Here is an 18,740-nt window from a genome sequence, read left to right as displayed (position 1 = left end):
TCACGGAGTAAGGCGATGCCGACACCTCAAAAACGTAACGTCATTCAGCAACTGAGCCAGACGTATCGCTCGATGATGCTCGCGTTCGACGCGCAGGTCGGGCACCCGCTGCCGCGCTGGCGCATCATTCTCACGCTGGCCGAGCGAGGCACCAGCTCGCAGAAGTTTCTCGCCGAGCATTGCCGGCTCGATCCGGCGTCGCTCACGCGTCAGCTTCAATCGATGGAGGCGCTGGGCTGGCTCTCTCGCGCGACGGATCCCGACGACAACCGCCTGACGAACGTCACGCTGACGGACGCGGGCATGGCCGTGCATGACGAAGCGACGCCGCATCGTCAAGCCTTCTTCGATAACGCGCTTGAAGGCATGACGCCCGAGGAAATCGCGACGCTGGAAAGCGCGCTCACGCACCTCGAATCCCAGTTCAAGGCGATGGTGTCGCGGGCAAAGGCGGGGACTTCCGCCGACGTCGCTACGAAAGCGAGTGGCGATGGCAAGCGGCGAGCGTCGCCCGATGGGGAGACGTCCGACTCTCCCCCCGCGCGCAAACGCGCGTCGCGGGGGCAGACTTAAGACGCATCACGCAATACAAAAAGCCGCTTCAACCATCGAAGCGGCTTTTTTCATTCGAGTGACGCGCACGACAATCCGCATCGTGCGCTCACTCGCCGTGTGCTACCACCGTCGGCGCCAGCATCGTTGCCAGCGCCTCCCGGGCCGCGATCAGAAGAACGTCTGCACGACTTCCACCACGTTGTAATCGCCATCGACGACCGGCAGGTGACGCCACTTGTCGAACGTCAGGCACGGATGCGAGATGTCGAACGCGATCATGTCGCCAACGCGAATGTCGTCGCCCGGCGCAATGCGCAGGTACGCGTGCTGATCCATCATGCCCGTGATTTCCCAATGCTCGGGCGTCGCGCGCGGCGCTTTGCTTTCACCCGGACGGAACTGCTGCGCCGGTTCCGGCATGCCCGCGTCGAAAGCCGCATCGCGCTTGCCAAGCGCGATGATCGCGCGCTCCGGTTCCGGAATCGACTGGACGTAGGCCCAGAGTTGCAGCGCCGGTTGCAGTTGCGAACGCATCTGCTTTGCGATCGGATTGCGCGTGGCGATCTGTGCCTGTGCCGCCTTGTAGATGCCCACATCATGCGTGAGATAGCAGCCCGGACGCAGCACGACGTCCAGCGGCGCGCCCACATCCTTGTGCGCGAATTCGTCGGCCACCACGTCATACCAGGCCGAACCGGCACCCGAGAGCACCGCCGGCGAACGCTCGACGCGACCCGCTGCGATCAACTCGCGCGTGATGCTCACCGCGCGTTGCAGGAACGCACGGATGTCCGCTTCGGTGCTGAGCACGCCTTCATAGACTTCCACGCCCGCCAGCTTCACGGCGTCGTGATACCGCGTGAGTGCATCGAGCACCGCTTGCTGTTGGGCGGCATCGCGCACGCCGGTGCGTCCGCCCGTCACGCCCAACTCGATGAGCACCTGAATCGTCTGGCCGCGAGCGCGGAAGAAGTTACCCAGATGCTCGACCGCTGCGGCCGAATCCACCAGACAGAAGAATTCGAAATCGGCGTCCTTGAGCAAGTCGGCAATCATCGTCATGTTGCGCTTGCCCACGAGCTGGTTCGCCATGAGCACACGTCGCACGCCATGGTGATACGCCGCAAAAGTCTGCTGCGCCGTGGCGAGCGTGATGCCCCACGCGCCACCGTCGAGCTGGCGACGGAACAGCTTCGGCGCCATCGTCGTCTTGCCGTGCGGGGCGAGCTTCACGCCGTACTCGTGAACGAAACGCTGCATCCACGCCAGGTTGTGACGGATCTTATCTTCGTAGAGCACGGCCGTCGGCAGGCTGAGGTCTTCGTTCAGCAGGTTCCAGCCCAGATCGGTCGTCGCCGAGGGCGCGCGCGGGGCGTCCAGCGCACCCAGACCCTTGTTGAGGGTATCGATCATGCCATGCTGATAGTTTGTATCACTCATTGAGAATCCTCCACGGTTTGGTGCGCCGACGATCGCCGGATGGTCCCTATAATAACGTTTAATTACCAGCGTTTGACAGATTTGTTATAAAGTACCAAAAATCGTCTCAAAACTTTCAGAACTGGCTCTGGCGACGCCTCGCGACGCCCCGAGACGTCATACGGACCCGAGATATGGCCGAAACTTTCGATATCGTGACGCGCGTTGCCGAACGCAGCGACGTCCTCAGTCAGGCGGAACGCAAAGTCGCCCAGGTGGTGCTGGAGGACGTGGCGGGCGCGGCGGCAGCGTCGATCAACGTGCTGGCCGAGCGCGCCGGCGTGAGCGAAGCCAGCGTGACACGCTTCGCCAAGGCGATGGGCTGCCGCGATGTGCGCGATCTCAAGTTGCGACTCGCGCAGGCGGCAGTCGTTGGGCAGCGCTTTCTCGGGGCGAATGCCGCCAACGGGCAGGAAGGCGCAGGCGAGACCATCGACCGTATCGCTGACGATATCCAGACGACGCTGCAAGTCCATCGCGGCCTCATCAAGCCGGAGGCGGTGCGTCGCGCGGCGCAACGCCTGCTGTCCGCTCGCATGATCTACGCGTTCGGGATGGGCGGCGGGTCGTCGCTCATGGCAGACGAAGCGCGTTACCGGCTGGTGCGGCTCGGCCGTCCGGTCGCGAGCTATCAGGATGCGGTGCTGGCCCGTATGGTCGCCGGCACGCTGGCGCGCGAAGACGTCGTGCTGGCGTTCTCGGTGAGCGGTCACACGCCCGAGCTGGTGTCGGCGTGCGAGATCGCACGGGAATACGGCGCGCAAGTGGTGGCGATCACGGCGACGGGCTCGCCGCTGGCGGCGCTGGCCGACGAAGTGCTGCCGATCCGCGCGCTGGAAACGGATTTCATTTTCAAACCGTCGTCGTCGCGTTACGCGATGCTGCTCGCCATGGACGTGCTGGCTACGGAACTGGCGTTGCTCGCCAAGCCGCAGAGCCAGGCGCTGTTGCGACGGATCAAATATGTGCTCGACACGCATCGGGGCGGCGGCGATCGTCAGCCTCTGGGAGACTGACATGACTGACCGCCTCGCAAATCTCGCCGATCGCACGGTCGATACCCTCATCACCAACGTGCGTCTGGCCGACGGTTCGGGCGCACCCATGACGGACGCTCGCTTTGACGTCGCGCTGCGCGACGGCCGGATTCACACCATCGCTCAAGCCGGAGACTTGTCGGGTTGGCAAGCCGCACAACGTATTGACGGCGATGGCAACGTGCTCAGCCCAGGCTTCATCGACGTTCACACGCACGACGACACGAACGTCGTGCGGGCCCCGGAAATGACGCCGAAGCTCTCGCAAGGCGTGACGACGGTCGTCGTCGGCAATTGCGGCATCAGCGCGTCGCCGGTCACGCTAAAGGGCGATCCGCCGGATCCGATGAACCTGCTTGGCGAAGCCGGTGCATTCCAGTATCCGACGTTCAAGGCGTATGTCGATGCGCTCGAGAAGGCGCAACCGGCGATCAACGTCGCCGCGCTGATCGGCCACACCGCGCTGCGCAACAACCACATGGACCGCCTCGACCGTGCGGCGACCGAAGCCGAGATCGACGGCATGCGCGAGCAGCTTCGTGAGGCGCTTGCCAACGGCGCATTGGGGCTATCGACGGGGCTGGCCTACGCCAATGCGAACGCCGCGCCGACCGAGGAAGTCCTCGCGCTCGCCGAGCCGCTGGCCGAGGCTGGCGGTCTCTACGCAACGCACTTGCGCACCGAGTTCGCCGAGATTCTGGAGGCGCTCGATGAAGCGTTCCGCATCGGCCGTCATGCGCGCGTGCCGGTGGTCGTCTCGCATCTGAAGTGTGCGGGCGTCGAGAACTGGGGGCGCAGCACCGAAATTCTCGAAGCGCTCGACAAGGCCCAACGCTTCCAGCCGGTGGGCTGTGACTGCTATCCGTACACGGCAAGCTCGTCGACGCTCGATCTCAAACAGGTGACCGACGACTTCGACATTCTCGTGACGTGGTCGCAATCGCATCCCGATCAGGGCGGCAAGCTGCTCGCGACGATTGCCGCCGAGTGGGGCGTGGATTTGATGGAAGCGGCGAAACGTCTGCAACCGGCGGGTGCCGTGTATCACTGCATGGAGGAAGCCGACGTGCAGCGCATCTTGCGTCACCCGGCGACGGTTGTCGGCTCCGACGGGCTGCCGAACGATCCGCTGCCGCATCCGCGTCTGTGGGGCGCGTTCCCCCGCGTGCTGGGGCGCTACAGCCGTGAACAGGCGCTGTTCCCGCTGGCCGAGGCCGTCCACAAGATGACGGGGCTGTCGGCCGAGCGCTTCGGGCTCACCGAGCGCGGTTTCGTGCGCGAAGGTTATTGGGCCGATCTGGTCCTGTTCGATCCGGCCACCGTGGCAGATGCGGCGACATTCACCGATCCGATGCAGCCCGCGTATGGCATTTCGGCCGTGTGGGTGAACGGCGTGTTGTCGTGGCAGGACCGTGCGCCGACGCAGAATGCGCGCGCCGGACGCTTCGTGCGTCGCGGCACACCGCAGCCGGTGCTCTGAACTGGTGTTATTGAAAACGATTCGTTGAAAGGAGTGATGATGAGCATCAAACGATATGGCGTGGAAGGCGGGCAGGGCACGGGTGGCCAGCGTATGCCGTTCGCACGCGCAACCGAGGCCGACGGTTTCCTGTTCGTGTCGGGCCAGACCCCGATGAAAGACGGCGAAGTGATCGATGGGGGCATCGTTGCCCAGTCGCATCAGGCCATCCAGAACATGATCGCGATTCTGACGGAAGCCGGTTACGGCACCGAGCATGTCATGCGTATTGGCGTGTGGCTCGACGATCCGCGCGATTTCGCGTCGTTCAACAAGGTCTTCAAGGAATACTTCGGCGATCATCCGCCCGCACGCGCCTGCGTCGTGTCGAGCATGGTCATCGACTGCAAGGTCGAAGTGGACTGCGTCGCCTATAAGAAGCCGACTGCGTAAGCTGCGGTGTCTGTTGTGCTGCGGGAAGAAGCCGACGTCGAACGTCGGCTTTTTTTTTGTCGCGAGATTTTGCATTGACGGGCACTTAGGTTCCCGTTTCGCAAAGGTTACGGTCCGCCTTCGATGGCGGCGTAATTTTGTCACCCGCAGTCTTCAGCTTCCTAACCTGACAGGAGGCGGATGGTGAGAACAGCACCCATGGATGACGTCGGATCGAGCGCACGGATACACCGCGCTGCGATTGAATCGGCAGACGACGCCCGCATTACGATCGACTTCCCGCCCACGCCGGACGATGTTCGTTTGCGTTCGCAGACCATGAGCCGTTTGTCCCGGGCGGGGTATGCCTCGGGGCTCACCGGGTTGGCCGTCACGGTATTGGGGGTGGCGGGACTGGCGAGCAGTGCGTACCTCTCGGTTCAGGCGGCCGCCGAAGTCGAAGCGCCTGACGGTGCCGACGCGGATCGCTGGGTCGAGTTCGGGCTGTGCGGCGGGCTGGCGGTCCTGTCGTCGCTGGTCGTGACGTTCGGTCTCAGTCAGGTGTGTCTTTGCGTGAAGGAGCGCCGGCAGGCCGGGCAGGCGTGGGGGGCATTCAGCACGCGTGTGCAATTCGAATCGTCGCGCCCAGGGGCGCGCTCGTGAGGGCGTTCGGCGTGCGTGCGTTCGAAATACCGCCGCCCGAGGCACCGTCATCGACATCCGTCGCACGGGAGATCGATGTCGCGTTGGGTTTGCTGGGCGATGCCCGCTCGCTGCACGACGCGATGGATATGCCACGCCCCGGCGCGTGGGACGCGAGCCAATGCGACGCCGCGTATCGCTGCGGCTACGGGGCGTTCGAACGGGGCGATTTCGCGCATGCCATCGAGTGCTTCGCGCCGCTGCTGTCGGCGTGTCCGTTGACGGCGGATTACGCGGTGGCGCTCGCGCTGTCGGTGCAGCGTTACGGCGAGCCGAAGGTGGCGTTGCCGCTGTTCATGGCGGCGGCGCTCATGGACGAGGATGCGCCGGGAGCGATGTATCGCGTGGGGGAATGTCTCGTCGAGTTGCGGCAGTTCGACGCGGCGCGCCGGGCGATGAAGGAAGCGCTGCACCGTTGTGACGGGCTGCCGAAATATGCGGGCGTGAGAAATGCAGCGCTGCGGATGATGGCCCGTCTCGGCTATCTCGACTACCTGAGCTGACGCTGCGGCAGATCGACTCGCGCAGCGTGGCCGGGTGCGCACAAGGTCAGAACTTGCAGGAGGCCGCGCCTGGATAGCGCGGATTAGCGACGGGCTTGGGCAACCCGTCGCCATTTTTTGCTGGCGTCTTACTGACGTGCCGTGCGCGCGTTGTCCGGCATCGGCAGCGTGAAGTTGGTGCGGAACGGATTGATGTCGAGGCCGCCGCGTCGCGTGTAGCGCGCGTAGACCGCGAGCTGGCTCGGCTTGCACCGGTTCAGGATGTCCATGAAGATCCCTTCCACGCACTGCTCGTGAAAGCCGGTGTGACGTCGGTACGAAATCACATACTTGAGCAGCCCTGCCTGATCGATCGGCGGGCCGACGTAACGAATTTGCAGGCTGCCCCAGTCGGGCTGGCCGGTCACCGGGCAATTCGACTTGAGCAGATTGGAGACGAGCGTCTCTTCCACGTGCTGTTCGTCGAAGGCGGCGGTGAGCAGTGAGGCGTCGGGTACGTAGACGTCGGTGTCGATGTCGAGACGGTCCACGAGCAGGCCGTCGAGTTCGTCGAGCTGTAGCTTGCCGAAGCCGCTCGGGTCCGTGAGCCGGACCTGCACGGGCGCACCGGCCGCCTCAGACAGATCCTGTTGAATCAGCGCGCGCGCCGCGTCGAGATTGGCGAGCTTTGTCTGCGCAAACGACCCCAGATACAACTTGAACGACTTCGACTCGATGATGAACGGCGAGTCGGCCGGCACCACGGCCTTGAGCAGTGCGATCTGCGGCTTGCCCTTGTCGTTGAGCCAGGAGAGTTCGTAACCGTTCCAGATATCGGCGCCGAAGAACGGCAGCGTTTCCGGCACGCCGATCTGCGCGCGCGCCGGGGCGCGGGCGATCGGGAAGAGTTGCGACGGGTCGTAGTGCTCGGTGTACGCAACTTCTTTGCCGAGTGTGGATTGTTCAGGCGTGGTCATGATTGGCGATGCCACTGATGACATGACCGGTCGGGCTGACCCGGGCGGCCGATTCGCAGTGGCGTGTCTGATCGTCGAAGAAGAAATCGGGCTCGAACTCGCGCAGGAATGCGCCTTTGTCCAGCCCGCCCAAAAACATCGCCTCGTCGATGTCGATTTTCCAGTCCATCAACGTGCGGATGGCGCGCTCGTGTGCGGGTGCCGAGCGTGCCGTGACGAGTGCCGTACGGATTTTCACCGGCACTTCGTGGCCCGCCAGGGTTTGCAGACGGTGCAAGGCCAGCAGCAGCGGCTTGAACGGTCCGGGCGGCAGCGGTGTGGCGGCGCGCTCGGTTTCGTGTTGCTGGAAGGCGTCGAGGCCGTTGCGCTGGAAGACCCGCTCGGCTTCGTCGGAGAAGAGCACGGCGTCGCCATCGAAGGCGATGCGGATTTCGTCCGGATGCAGCTCGGCCTTTTTCGCGGAGTCGGGATACACACGTGCCGCCGGGAAACCCGCGGCGAGGGCGCTGCGCACGTCGCGCTCGTTGGCCGAGAGGAACAGGTGCGCCCCCAGCGCGTTGAGGTAGCCGAAGGGGTCGCGCCCGCGCGTGAAGACCCCGCGTTCGATCTTGAGATCGAACTGCCGCGCCGAGCGGAACACCCGCATGCCGCTCACGGGATCGTTGCGCGAGAGCACCACGACTTCCACGCGATGACCGTCGCTTGCGCCACCGCCGCTGGTGTCGCTGCCGCGATTGAAGGCGAGCAGCTTCTGCACGAGCGGGAAGGCGACGCCGGCTGGGGCCGGCTTGTCGATGCGGTCGAGCTGATACTGCATGTACGACTGGTCGTCGCCGCTCGCCACGCCGGCCTCGTACACGCGGTTCTCTTCTTCGAAGTCGAACAGCGCGCGCGAGGATATCGCGACAACGAGTTTGTTCTCGAGCGTGATCGGCATGGTGGCGGTGATGTCCTGTCGGGTAGTGAGTGACTAGGCAGTGAAGTCTGTAATCGGCGACTTACCCGAGGAACAGCTTGTACACGGGGTTGTCGCTTTCGTCCCAGTAAGGATAGCCGAGCGTTGCGAGGAAGTCGCGGAACTCGGCCTTGTCGTCGTCCGGCACCTGCATGCCCACGAGGATGTTGCTGTAGTCCGCACCCTGATTCCGGTAGTGGAACAGGCTGATGTTCCAGTTCGGGCTCATGGCCGAGAGGAATTTCATCAGCGCGCCCGGACGCTCCGGAAACTCGAAGCGGAACAGCACTTCGTTGCTGGCCAGTGCCGAGCGTCCCCCGACCATGTAGCGGATGTGCTGCTTGGACAGTTCGTCGTTGGACAGATCGAGCGTGGGGAAGCCGTGACGCTCGAAGCCCGAGCGGATGCGCTCGCCTTCGTCGCGGTTGTGCATCTGGATGCCCACGAAGATGTGGGCGCTCGATGCTTCGCTAATTCGGTAGTTGAACTCCGTCACATTGCGGCTGCCCACCACTTCGGTGAAGCGCTTGAAGCTGCCGCGCGCTTCCGGAATGGTGACGGCGAAGACCGCTTCGCGCGCTTCACCGACTTCGGCGCGCTCGGCAACGAAGCGCAGGCGGTCGAAGTTCATGTTCGCGCCGGACGTGATCGCGACGAGCGTCTCGCCCTTGAGCTTCTCGCGCTCGGCATAGAGCTTGGCGCCGGCCACGGACAGCGCGCCCGAGGGTTCCAGCACGCTGCGGGTGTCCTGGAACACATCCTTGATGGCGGCGCAAAGCTGGTCGGTGTCCACGCGCACGACTTCGTCGAGATACTCGCTGCACAGACGGAAGGTTTCTTCGCCGACGTATTTGACGGCGGTGCCGTCGGCAAAGAGGCCGACGTCGTTCAACAGAATGCGCTCACCGGCGTGGATGGACTGCGCCATCGCGTCGGAATCGACGGATTGCACGCCGATGACCTTGATCTCGGGGCGCACGGACTTGACGTACGCAGCCACGCCGGCGGCGAGTCCACCGCCGCCGATCGGCACGAAGATGGCGTGCAGCGGACCTTGATGCTGGCGCAGGATTTCCATGCCGATGGTGCCCTGACCCGCGATGACGTCGGGATCGTCGAACGGCGGCACGAAGGTCAGGCCGCGCTCGGCTTGCAGCGTCATGGCGTGGGCGAAGGCGTCGCTGTACGAGTCGCCCGCGAGCACGACTTCGACGGCGCGTCCGCCATGGGTGCGCACGGCGTCGATCTTGACCTGCGGGGTGGTCACCGGCATGACGATGACGGCCTTGCAGCCCAGACGCGCGGCCGAGTACGCGACACCCTGTGCGTGGTTGCCGGCGGAGGCCGTGAGCACGCCGCGCTCACGCTCGGCGTCGGTCAGGTTCGCCATCTTGTTGTACGCGCCCCGAATCTTGAAGGAGAACACCGTCTGGTTGTCTTCGCGCTTGAGATAAATTCGATTGTGCAGGCGCATCGAGAGCGTGCGGGCCTGCTCGAGTTCGCTCTCGTGGGCGACGTCGTAGACTTTGGCGGTCAGGATCTTCTTCAGGTAGTCGGGAGCTGCGTCGGACATGATTTAAGGCTTCTTCAGGTTAGGCACATCAAGGAACAAAAGGACAATGATAGACCAGCACGTCCGCCGGGGCGGTCGCGCTAAGTCTTTCGGGGAAAAACGGGAAAGGAGAGTGCGCGCCCTAGCTTAGGTCGTCGGGGGTGTCGATGTCGCGCACGATTCCGGCGTCGTCGACATCGACGATCGTAATGTGCTCGCTAATCAGCAGGTCGCGCGCGCCGACATCGCCATCGAGGGCGGCCAGACGTGTGGTATAGGCGGAACCGAAGGCGACCGGATGGCCGCGCTGTCCCTGATAACTCGGTGCGACGATGGCGTCGGGCGACGTGAGCCCGTTCGACACGGCACGCAAGGTATTCGGATGAATGAACGGCATGTCGGCCAGCGCGACGAGCCAGCCATCGAGATGTTCGAGCCCGGGGGGCGGCGCTTCGTCGGTCGCGGCCTGAATGCCGGCGGCCAGTGTCGCGCCCATGCCACGCTTGGTGGCGTGGCTCATGACAACTTCGCAACCCGCCTGCAAGAGCACGTTCTCCAGCTCGGCCGAATCCGGGCGCACCACCGCGATCACGCGCGGCAATGCCGCCAGCAGCGCATGGGCGCTGGCGAGGGCAACGGGTCGGTTCAGGGGATCTCCGGGCAGCGGCGCGAGCAGCTTGTTCCGGCGCCCCGCCGCATCGAAGCGGGTACCGAGTCCGCCTGCCAGTAGAATGGCCACGGGCGGCGTCGAAGGTCGGGTCATGGGCATGCATTATGCGCCAGACTTTTCGTTTCTGCCAAACGCGTGTGCACGCCTTCGCGGCGACATTGACCGACCGTCTGGCCGGTTGGGATGGGCGCGTTCGCGATGGCTTTCGATGGGTTTTCGTTTTTCTACCGGAGTTGCATGGAGTCGTTCATCACCTGGCTGCTGGGCGTTTTGACGCTGCCCGGCGTGGGGCTACCCGCGATTTTTCTCGTGTCGTTTCTCTCGGCCACGCTGCTGCCGATGGGCTCGGAGCCTGCGCTGTTCGGCTACGTGGCGCTCAATCCGCACATGTTCTGGCCGGCCATCGCGGTGGCGAGCGTCGGCAACACGCTCGGCGGCATGCTGGATTGGTGGATGGGGTTCGCAGCGCGACGCGCCTACGTGCGGCTCAAGGCGCGCCGACGCGCGCATGCGCGTGCTGCTGCCTCACTTGGTGCGGGTGGCACGATGACGGCGGAGATGACGATGCCCGGCGCGAAGGCCGACGCGGAAGGTCGCGCGCCGATGAACGAACGCTATCGCCGCTGGATGCGCCGCTTCGGCCCACCCCTGCTGCTGCTCTCGTGGCTGCCCGTGGTCGGGGATCCGCTCTGTACCCTCGCCGGATGGCTGCGCCTGTCATGGCGCTCATGCCTCGTCTACATCGCTATCGGCAAGACGCTGCGCTACATCACCATCACTTATCTGATGCTGCGCGTGCCCGAGTCGTTCTGGCAGGGCATCTTCGCGCCGTTCAAACACCTGCTCGTGGGATGAGCGCTTCGGCTGGGCTGCTCTTTCTTTTTCTTCGTTCCGCCTCTGCTTCGGTTCTGCTTGAGTCCGGAGGCCGGACCGAGGCCCCCTTCCGCCCCTCAGACATAAACCCAACTCGGTTCAGAAGGGGGCCCCGGTCCGGCTTACCACTTTGCTTTCTCAGGTCCCACCTTCTTTTTCACGATTAGGTGGCTTCTGCTTTACGCGCCCGTGACGTCGAACGGCAACGCGCGCAGACGCTTGCCCGTCAACACCGCCACCGCATTCGCATACGCCGGCGCCAGCGGCGGCAAGCCCGGTTCACCCATGCCCGTCGGGGCGTCGCCCGAACTCACCACGTGGACACTGATCTCCGGCATGTCGGTCAGACGCGCCACCGTGTACTGATGGAAGTTGCTCTGCTCGACTTCACCATCCTTCATGGTGATCGCCGCACCCGGCAACGTCGTGCCCAGCCCCATCAGCGCCGCACCCTCGACCTGCGCCGCCACCGTCAACGGATTGACCGCGAAGTTGCAATGCACCCCCGCCACGGCACTGACCAGTCGCGGCGCATTGTTGCGCATCTCCGCCACGACGACGTACGCCACCACGGAGTCGAACGACTCGTGCACCGCCACGCCCCACGCCTGTCCTTCCTGCAACTTGGTCTTGCCGTAGCCCGAACGCTCGACCGCCAGCGCCAACGCCGCGCGGTGACGCGGATGCTTGTCGCCAAGCAGCGAGTATCGGTACGCGACCGGGTCCTGACCGGCATTCTTTGCCAGTTCGTCGATGAGTGTTTCCATGACGAACGCCGTGTGCGTATTGCCCACGGAACGCCACCACAACACCGGTACGTTGACCTTCGGGCTGTGCAGCGTGAGACGCAACGGTACGGCGTACGGTGTGCCGGACACGCCTTCGACGCTGGTGGCATCGACGCCGTTCTTGACCATCATCGGCTCGAACGGGGTGCCTTGCAGGATCGACTGGCCGACGATGGTGTGATTCCACGCCAGCACGTTGCCCTTGGCGTCGAGACCGATCTCGGCACGGTGAACGTACATCGGACGGTAGTAGCCGCCATGGATGTCGTCTTCACGGCTCCAGATGACCTTGACCGGCTCGCGATGCCCCGCGCCACGCCACGCTTTCGCGACCTGCGCGGCTTCCACGCCGTAGTCGGACGTCGGCACGGCACGACGGCCGAAGCCGCCGCCCGCCATCAGCGTGTGCAGCTTGACCTGCTCGGGCTTCAGACCCAGCGTGCGGGCCATGGCCGCCTGATCGACGGTCTGGAACTGGGTGCCGGTCCACACTTCCGCACCCTTGTCGGAGAGCTGCACGGTGCAGTTCAGCGGCTCCATTGGCGCATGGGCGAGATACGGGAAGCTGTATTCGGCGACGAGGGTCTTGGGCGCACCCTTGAGCTTGGAGACGTCGGTGTCGATGGCGACGATGCCCGGCGTCTTGGCCATTTCCTTGAACTTGGCCAACTGCTGGGTCGTGTCGACATGTTCGACGCCGCTGGTGTCCCACTCGGCCTTGAGCGCGTCGCGGCCGGTCTTGGCTTGCCAGTAGCCGTCAGCGATGACGGCGACGGCGGTGCCGCCACGGTCATCCGGAATTTCGAGCACGTCGCGCACGCCCTTGATGGCTTTCGCAGCCTTGGCGTCGAAGCTTTTCACCTTGGCGCCGAACACCGGCGGACGCGCTACGACCGCCACCTTGAGGTTCGGCAGCTTGAAGTCCATGCCGTACATCGGCGTGCCGGTCGACTTGGCCTTGGCGTCGAGTCGGCGCGTCGGCTTGCCGAGCAGGCGGAACGTCGCCGGGTCCTTGAGTGCGACGTTGGCCGGCACGGGCAGTGCCTGTGCCTTGGCGGCCAGGCTGCCGTAGGTGGCGCGTTTGCCGTTCGGGCCGAGCACCACACCGTTTTCGGTGCGCAACTGATCGGCCGGCACCTTCCATTGCTGCGCGGCTGCCGCGATCAGCATGGCGCGTGCGGACGCCCCGATGCGCCGGTACTGCATCCACGAGTGCGCGATGGTGCCTGAGCCGCCCGTCATCTGGATACCGAAGATCGGATCCTTGTAAGCGTCACCCGCAGGGGCCAGCTCGCCGCGCACTTTGCCCCAGTCGCAGTCGAGTTCTTCAGCGACGAGCATCGGCAGCGCGGTCTGCACGCCCTGACCGAAGTCGAGACGGTTGACCTGAATGGTGACGGTGTCGTCCGGTGCAATGTGTACGAACGCCGACGGCACGACGGGCGCTGCGGGCGCGCCCTGCGCGTTGGCCGTGCGCATGAGGCCCGGCAACGACATTTCGAGCATCAGGCCGCCTGCCGCAATGGCCGACGTCTTCAGGAAGCCGCGACGGCTCACGCCCGCGAAGTCGCCCACGGCAACGCCGGGGTATTGGGAGAAACGAAGTTGACGCATGTCGGTGTCTCCTCGTCTCAGGCCAGCGACGACGCGGCGTCTTTGATGGCCGCGCGAATGCGGGCGTAGGTGCCGCAACGGCAGATGTTGCCGGCCATGGCGGCGTCGATCTGCTCGTCGTTGGGCGTCTTGTTCTCACGCAGCAACGCGGTGGCGGACATGATCTGGCCGCTCTGGCAGTAGCCGCACTGGGGCACGTCGTGTTTGACCCAGGCGTCCTGCACGGCACGGCCGACCGGGTCGGCGCCGACGTTTTCGATGGTGGTGATCTTCTTGCCTTCGACGGCGGAGACCGGCGTGATGCAGCTTCGGATGGGCGCGCCGTCCATGTGGACGGTGCAGGCCCCACACAACGCCATGCCGCAGCCGAACTTGGTGCCGGTCATGTTGAGCGCGTCGCGCAGGGTCCAGAGCAGGGGAGTGGCGGGGTCGACGTCGACCTTCACCGGTTTGCCGTTCAGTTGGAACGAAGCCATAGATGCACCTCTTGATGGGTGGATGGGGGCGGATGAATCGGGGGACGGCTAGAACATACTCCCATTTGTTGGAAATTTCAGTTCACAAGTGCTTGGTAAGTCGTTGTATATAAACGGATATAGCGGTCGACTTTTAATGTGAAAGTGACGGTCGTCGTCTTCGGGAAGGGCGGTCGTGAAGACGCTGTCAACGCTGCGATGAGGCTGTCGCGCTCGCATCGAAGCGGGAATTCGGAGGGGAATCGGAGGGGATTGCCGCACCCGGACGAGGATTTCGGCGCGGCGCCGACGTGTTGCGGTGCAATGAAGTACAATTCGACCTACATTCCCCTACCAACACTTTCCCAAGCCGGAAGAAAGATCTGGGCATGCGCACCAACTGCCTCACCCCCCTGTGCTTCTGCTCGATGACCGAACACGACTCGTCATCGACGTCTTCGCACGGCAGTCGTCGATCTCGTTGACCGTAGATCGACTGTTGCCGGCCCGCGCACACCCTTTGCGCGAGCGGCCGGCATTTTCAGCGCACACCCGATTTTGACTTTCGGCGCGTCTCGCGAGACGAACGCCGACGGCGGATGCACCGCCGCACTGACGAGCCCGACAAGATGAACGCACCCTTGCCTGCCTTCGAGCCGCACGACGCTAAACATGCCGTAGCCGCTCACCCGCCACGTCTGCGTGAAATTCCTTACAACTACACGTCGTTTTCGGATCGCGAAATCGTCATGCGCCTGCTCGGCGCGGACGCATGGGCCATCCTCGACGAACTCCGCGCCGAACGCCGTACCGGCCGCTCGGCGCGCATGCTGTACGAAGTGCTCGGCGATATCTGGGTGGTCCGCCGCAATCCGTATCTGCAAGACGACCTGCTGGACAATCCGAAGCGCCGCAAGCTGCTGATCGACGCGCTCGACCACCGTCTGAACGAGATCGACAAGCGTCGCCGTGCAGACGTGGCTCAACATGCCGACACGCATGGCCGTGATCGTGCGGCGCGCGTCGAGCAACTGGAAGTGGCCGCTCGTCGCGCCGTGGCCGAGTTCGCCGCCGAGTTCGAGAAGATGGCCGAACTGCGCCGTCGCGCGAAGAAGGTGCTCGGCCGCACGACCGCCAGCGACAACATCAAGTTCGACGGCCTGTCGCGTGTTTCACACGTGACGGACGCCACCGACTGGCGCGTGGAATATCCGTTCGTGGTGCTCACGCCGGACAGCGAAGCGGAAATGGCATCGCTGGTGAAGGGCTGCTTCGAACTCGGTCTGACCGTGATTCCGCGTGGGGGGGGCACCGGCTATACGGGCGGCGCGATTCCGCTCACGCCGTTCTCGGCCGTCATCAATACGGAAAAGCTCGAACAGCTCGACGAGGTCGAATACCTGCAACTGCCTGGCGTCGACAAGCTCGTCGGCACGATCTTCTCGGGCGCCGGCGTGGTGACCCGCCGTGTGGCGGAAGCCGCCGAGCGTGCCGGGCTGGTCTTCGCGGTAGACCCGACTTCGATCGACGCCTCGTGCATCGGCGGCAACGTGGCCATGAACGCCGGTGGCAAGAAGGCCGTGCTGTGGGGCACGGCGCTGGATAACCTCGCCTGGTGGCGCATGGTCGATCCGCAGGGCAACTGGCTGGAAGTCACGCGTCTCGATCACAACCTCGGCAAGATTCACGACATTCCGGTCGCTCGCTTCGAACTGAAGTGGTACGACGGCAATCAGGCGCCGGGCGCCGCACTGCTGAAGACCGAACTGCTGGAAATCGAAGGCCGACGCTTCCGCAAGGAAGGCCTCGGCAAGGACGTCACGGACAAGTTCCTCGCCGGCCTGCCGGGTATCCAGAAGGAAGGTTGCGACGGTCTGATCACGAGCGCGCGCTGGATTCTGCACAAGATGCCGGCGCACACGCGCACTGTGTGTCTGGAGTTCTTCGGTCAGGCGAAGGAAGCGATTCCGAGCATCGTCGAAATCAAGGACTACATGTTCGCGCAGACGGCCGCCGGCGGCGCGATTCTCGCGGGTCTGGAGCATCTGGACGAGCGTTATCTGCGCGCCGTGGGCTATGCCACGAAGTCGAAGCGCAATGCGTTCCCGAAGATGGTGCTGATCGGCGATATCGTCGGCGACGACGACAACGCGGTCGCCCAGGCGACGTCGGAAGTGATCCGCATGGCCAACGGCAAGAGCGGCGAAGGTTTCGTCGCCGTGTCGGCCGAGGCGCGCAAGAAGTTCTGGCTCGACCGCTCGCGCACGGCGGCGATCGCGCGTCACACGAACGCCTTCAAGATCAACGAAGACGTGGTGATTCCGCTGCACCGCATGGGCGAGTACACGGATCACATCGAACGCATCAACATCGAGTTGTCGCTCAAGAACAAGCTGCAACTGGTCGACGCCCTCGAAGCATTCTTCGAAGCCGGCAATCTGCCGCTCGGCAAGACGGACGACGCGAACGAGATTCCGTCGGCCGAACTGCTCGAAGACCGCGTGCAGACGGCGCTGACGATGCTGCGTCAGATTCGTGGGCGCTGGGAGTATCTGCGCGACAACTTCGAGATGCCGCTGGCCGAGGCGATTCCGCTGCTCAACCGTCACGGCATTCGCGACATCAACGTCGCGCTGAACGACCGCCTGAACAAGCATCCGGAAACGCGCCTCATCGATCTGCTTCAGGACCGCACGGTGCGCGTGTCGTGGAAGCAGGAGATCCGCGCGGAACTGCGTCAGATCTTCACGGGCGGCGAGTTCAAGCCGATCCTCGACGAGGCGCAGGCCATTCACAAGCGCGTGCTGCATGGTCGTGTGTTCGTCGCCCTGCACATGCACGCCGGCGACGGCAACGTGCACACCAACATCCCGGTGAACTCGGACAACTACGAGATGCTCCAGGATGCGCACAAGGCCGTGGCCCGCATCATGGACATCGCGCGCTCGCTCGATGGCGTGATCTCGGGCGAACACGGTATCGGCATTACCAAGCTGGAGTTCCTGACGGAAGCCGAAATCGGCGAATTCCGCGCGTACAAGCTGCGCGTGGACCCGGAAGGGCGCTTCAACAAGGGCAAGCTGCTCAACCTGCCCGAACTGCCCGCCGATCTGCGCAATGCCTATACGCCCAGCTTCGGGCTGATGGGCTACGAATCGCTGATCATGCAGCAGTCGGACATCGGCGCCATCGCCGACAGCGTGAAGGACTGCCTGCGCTGCGGCAAGTGCAAGCCGGTGTGCGCCACGCACGTGCCGCGCGCAAACCTGCTGTACAGCCCGCGTAACAAGATTCTTGCAACGTCGCTGCTCATCGAAGCGTTCCTGTATGAGGAGCAGACGCGTCGCGGCGTGTCGATCAAGCACTGGGACGAGTTCAACGACGTGGCCGATCACTGCACGGTCTGCCACAAGTGCGCCACGCCCTGCCCGGTGAAGATCGACTTCGGCGACGTGACGATGAACATGCGCAACCTGCTGCGCAAGATGGGCAAGAAGAAGTTCAACCCGGGCGCGGCCGCCGGCATGTTCTTCCTGAACGCGACCAACCCGGAGACGATCAACATCACCCGCAAGGTGATGATCGACTGGGGCTACAAGGCGCAGCGTTTCGGTGCGGACGTCTTCAAGAAGATCGCGAAGAAGCAGACGGCACATCCGCCGGCAACGGTCGGCAAGCCGCCGCTGCGCGAAGAGGTGATCCACTTCGTCAACAAGAAGATGCCGGGCAACCTGCCGAAGAAGACGGCGCGTGCGCTGCTCGACATCGAAGACAACAAGGTGGTGCCGATCATCCGCAACCCGAAGGCCACGACGGTCGACTCGGAAGCGGTGTTCTACTTCCCGGGCTGCGGCTCGGAGCGTCTGTTCTCGCAGGTCGGTCTCGCCACGCAGGCGATGCTCTGGCACGTGGGCGTGCAGACGGTGCTGCCGCCGGGCTATCTGTGCTGCGGCTATCCGCAACGCGGGTCGGGGCAGGGCGAGAAAGCCGAGAAGATCGTGACGGACAACCGCGTGTTGTTCCACCGCATGGCCAACACGCTGAACTACCTCGACATCAAGACCGTGGTGGTGTCGTGCGGCACTTGCTACGATCAGCTCGCCGGCTATGAATTCGAGAAGATTTTCCCGGGCTGCCGTATCGTGGACATCCACGAATACCTGCTCGAGAAGAACGTAAGGCTCGAAGGCGTGAACGGTACGCGCTACATGTATCACGACCCGTGCCACACGCCGATCAAGACGATGGACCCGGTCAAGCTCGTGAACCAGTTGATGGGTAGCGAGAACGACGGCTACAAGATCGAGAAGAACGATCGGTGCTGCGGCGAATCGGGTACGCTGGCGGTCACGCGTCCGGATATCTCGACGCAGATCCGCTTCCGCAAGGAAGAGGAAATGCGCAAGGGCGCGGCCAAGCTGCGTGCCGACGGCAAGGTGGAAGACGTCAAGATCCTGACGAGCTGCCCGTCGTGCCTGCAAGGCCTGTCGCGCTACAACGACGACGCGGACGTGACCGCCGACTACATCGTCGTCGAGATCGCCAAGCACGTGCTGGGCGACCAGTGGCTGGTGGACTACGTCAAGGATGCGAACAACGGCGGTATCGAACGCGTGCTCGTCTGATGCAATGTCTGCCCGGCAACAACCTCCGGGGAACGTGGCCGATGCCGCAGTCGATGCCGCAGTCGATGCATGAGCGACGGACCAC

General features: G+C 64.1%; 15 protein-coding genes. 8 read left to right on the top strand and 7 right to left on the bottom strand.

The features are described 5' to 3' along the window. The first annotated feature begins 15 nt into the window (after positions 1-15). On the top strand, positions 16-573 hold the full coding sequence (locus A9762_RS00360; RefSeq protein ID WP_069340067.1) for a MarR family winged helix-turn-helix transcriptional regulator: 558 nt from the start codon (positions 16-18) through the stop codon (positions 571-573). Between the two features lie 150 nt (positions 574-723). Here A9762_RS00360 and A9762_RS00355 read toward each other — a convergent pair whose 3' ends face one another. Further along, entirely contained in the window at positions 724-1,995 is a 1,272-nt protein-coding gene (locus A9762_RS00355; protein ID WP_069340066.1) for an amino acid deaminase, read from the bottom strand. A 173-nt stretch (positions 1,996-2,168) separates the two neighbouring features. On the opposite strand from A9762_RS00355, the gene A9762_RS00350 reads away from it, so the two are divergent. The 5 genes from A9762_RS00350 (at position 2,169) to A9762_RS00330 (ending at position 6,167) form a co-directional block, all read left to right on the top strand. Beyond that, positions 2,169-3,050 carry a MurR/RpiR family transcriptional regulator gene (locus A9762_RS00350; RefSeq protein WP_069340065.1) on the top strand — a complete coding sequence of 294 codons (882 nt, stop codon included), beginning with the start codon at positions 2,169-2,171 and terminating at the stop codon, positions 3,048-3,050. A gap of 1 nt (position 3,051) precedes the next feature. After that, on the top strand, positions 3,052-4,551 hold the full coding sequence (locus tag A9762_RS00345; protein ID WP_069340064.1) for an amidohydrolase family protein: 1,500 nt from the start codon (positions 3,052-3,054) through the stop codon (positions 4,549-4,551). Between the two features lie 45 nt (positions 4,552-4,596). Then, positions 4,597-4,983, top strand: coding sequence for a RidA family protein (locus A9762_RS00340; protein WP_039402338.1), 387 nt, complete (start codon positions 4,597-4,599; stop codon positions 4,981-4,983). 198 nt (positions 4,984-5,181) lie between these two features. Continuing rightward, positions 5,182-5,625 carry a hypothetical protein gene (locus A9762_RS00335; protein ID WP_069340063.1) on the top strand — a complete coding sequence of 148 codons (444 nt, stop codon included), beginning with the start codon at positions 5,182-5,184 and terminating at the stop codon, positions 5,623-5,625. Between the two features lie 11 nt (positions 5,626-5,636). Then, positions 5,637-6,167: a hypothetical protein gene (locus A9762_RS00330; protein WP_139133007.1), complete on the top strand. Its 531-nt coding sequence runs from the start codon at positions 5,637-5,639 to the stop codon at positions 6,165-6,167. Positions 6,168-6,295: 128 nt separating this feature from the next. Here the strand turns inward: A9762_RS00330 and queF are convergent, their stop codons facing one another. From queF to A9762_RS00310, 4 genes are all read right to left on the bottom strand, one after another. After that, positions 6,296-7,123, bottom strand: coding sequence for an NADPH-dependent 7-cyano-7-deazaguanine reductase QueF (gene queF, locus A9762_RS00325; RefSeq protein ID WP_069340061.1), 828 nt, complete (start codon positions 7,121-7,123; stop codon positions 6,296-6,298). Next, the gene (locus A9762_RS00320) at positions 7,110-8,060 is read right to left on the bottom strand and encodes a 5'-nucleotidase (RefSeq protein WP_069340060.1); all 951 of its coding nucleotides are present in this window, start codon (positions 8,058-8,060) and stop codon (positions 7,110-7,112) included. Before A9762_RS00320 ends, queF begins: the two co-directional genes overlap by 14 nt. Before the next feature lie 61 nt (positions 8,061-8,121). After that, entirely contained in the window at positions 8,122-9,651 is a 1,530-nt protein-coding gene (gene ilvA / locus A9762_RS00315) for a threonine ammonia-lyase, biosynthetic (protein WP_069340059.1), read from the bottom strand. 121 nt (positions 9,652-9,772) lie between these two features. Continuing rightward, positions 9,773-10,393 carry an NTP transferase domain-containing protein gene (locus A9762_RS00310; protein ID WP_069340058.1) on the bottom strand — a complete coding sequence of 207 codons (621 nt, stop codon included), beginning with the start codon at positions 10,391-10,393 and terminating at the stop codon, positions 9,773-9,775. 144 nt (positions 10,394-10,537) lie between these two features. On the opposite strand from A9762_RS00310, the gene A9762_RS00305 reads away from it, so the two are divergent. Then, positions 10,538-11,155 carry a YqaA family protein gene (locus A9762_RS00305; protein WP_069340420.1) on the top strand — a complete coding sequence of 206 codons (618 nt, stop codon included), beginning with the start codon at positions 10,538-10,540 and terminating at the stop codon, positions 11,153-11,155. 197 nt (positions 11,156-11,352) lie between these two features. Here A9762_RS00305 and A9762_RS00300 read toward each other — a convergent pair whose 3' ends face one another. Together A9762_RS00300 and A9762_RS00295 are read right to left on the bottom strand one after the other, a co-directional pair. Next, the gene (locus A9762_RS00300) at positions 11,353-13,575 is read right to left on the bottom strand and encodes a xanthine dehydrogenase family protein molybdopterin-binding subunit (RefSeq protein ID WP_069340057.1); all 2,223 of its coding nucleotides are present in this window, start codon (positions 13,573-13,575) and stop codon (positions 11,353-11,355) included. Between the two features lie 17 nt (positions 13,576-13,592). Then, positions 13,593-14,051: a (2Fe-2S)-binding protein gene (locus A9762_RS00295; protein WP_069340056.1), complete on the bottom strand. Its 459-nt coding sequence runs from the start codon at positions 14,049-14,051 to the stop codon at positions 13,593-13,595. A gap of 608 nt (positions 14,052-14,659) precedes the next feature. On the opposite strand from A9762_RS00295, the gene A9762_RS00290 reads away from it, so the two are divergent. Continuing rightward, complete coding sequence (locus A9762_RS00290) at positions 14,660-18,655, top strand: FAD/FMN-binding oxidoreductase (protein WP_069340419.1); 3,996 nt, start codon at positions 14,660-14,662, stop codon at positions 18,653-18,655. The last annotated feature ends 85 nt before the right edge of the window (positions 18,656-18,740 follow it).

This window comes from Pandoraea sp. ISTKB, from assembly GCF_001721285.1.
GTDB lineage: Bacteria > Pseudomonadota > Gammaproteobacteria > Burkholderiales > Burkholderiaceae > Pandoraea > Pandoraea capi.
The sequence above is the reverse complement of the archived record's forward strand: the minus strand, read 5'-3'. Positions and strand labels throughout refer to the sequence as shown.

Excerpts from the sequence above, each read along its gene's own strand:
- A9762_RS00360 (WP_069340067.1), top strand. The coding sequence starts at position 16 with ATGCCGACACCTCAAAAACGTAACGTCATTCAGCAACTGAGCCAGACG.
- A9762_RS00355 (WP_069340066.1), bottom strand. The coding sequence starts at position 1,995 with ATGAGTGATACAAACTATCAGCATGGCATGATCGATACCCTCAACAAG.
- A9762_RS00350 (WP_069340065.1), top strand. The coding sequence starts at position 2,169 with ATGGCCGAAACTTTCGATATCGTGACGCGCGTTGCCGAACGCAGCGAC.
- A9762_RS00345 (WP_069340064.1), top strand. The coding sequence starts at position 3,052 with ATGACTGACCGCCTCGCAAATCTCGCCGATCGCACGGTCGATACCCTC.
- A9762_RS00335 (WP_069340063.1), top strand. The coding sequence starts at position 5,182 with ATGGATGACGTCGGATCGAGCGCACGGATACACCGCGCTGCGATTGAA.
- queF (WP_069340061.1), bottom strand. The coding sequence starts at position 7,123 with ATGACCACGCCTGAACAATCCACACTCGGCAAAGAAGTTGCGTACACC.
- A9762_RS00320 (WP_069340060.1), bottom strand. The coding sequence starts at position 8,060 with ATGCCGATCACGCTCGAGAACAAACTCGTTGTCGCGATATCCTCGCGC.
- ilvA (WP_069340059.1), bottom strand. The coding sequence starts at position 9,651 with ATGTCCGACGCAGCTCCCGACTACCTGAAGAAGATCCTGACCGCCAAA.
- A9762_RS00310 (WP_069340058.1), bottom strand. The coding sequence starts at position 10,393 with ATGACCCGACCTTCGACGCCGCCCGTGGCCATTCTACTGGCAGGCGGA.
- A9762_RS00305 (WP_069340420.1), top strand. The coding sequence starts at position 10,538 with ATGGAGTCGTTCATCACCTGGCTGCTGGGCGTTTTGACGCTGCCCGGC.
- A9762_RS00300 (WP_069340057.1), bottom strand. The coding sequence starts at position 13,575 with ATGCGTCAACTTCGTTTCTCCCAATACCCCGGCGTTGCCGTGGGCGAC.
- A9762_RS00295 (WP_069340056.1), bottom strand. The coding sequence starts at position 14,051 with ATGGCTTCGTTCCAACTGAACGGCAAACCGGTGAAGGTCGACGTCGAC.
- A9762_RS00290 (WP_069340419.1), top strand. The coding sequence starts at position 14,660 with ATGAACGCACCCTTGCCTGCCTTCGAGCCGCACGACGCTAAACATGCC.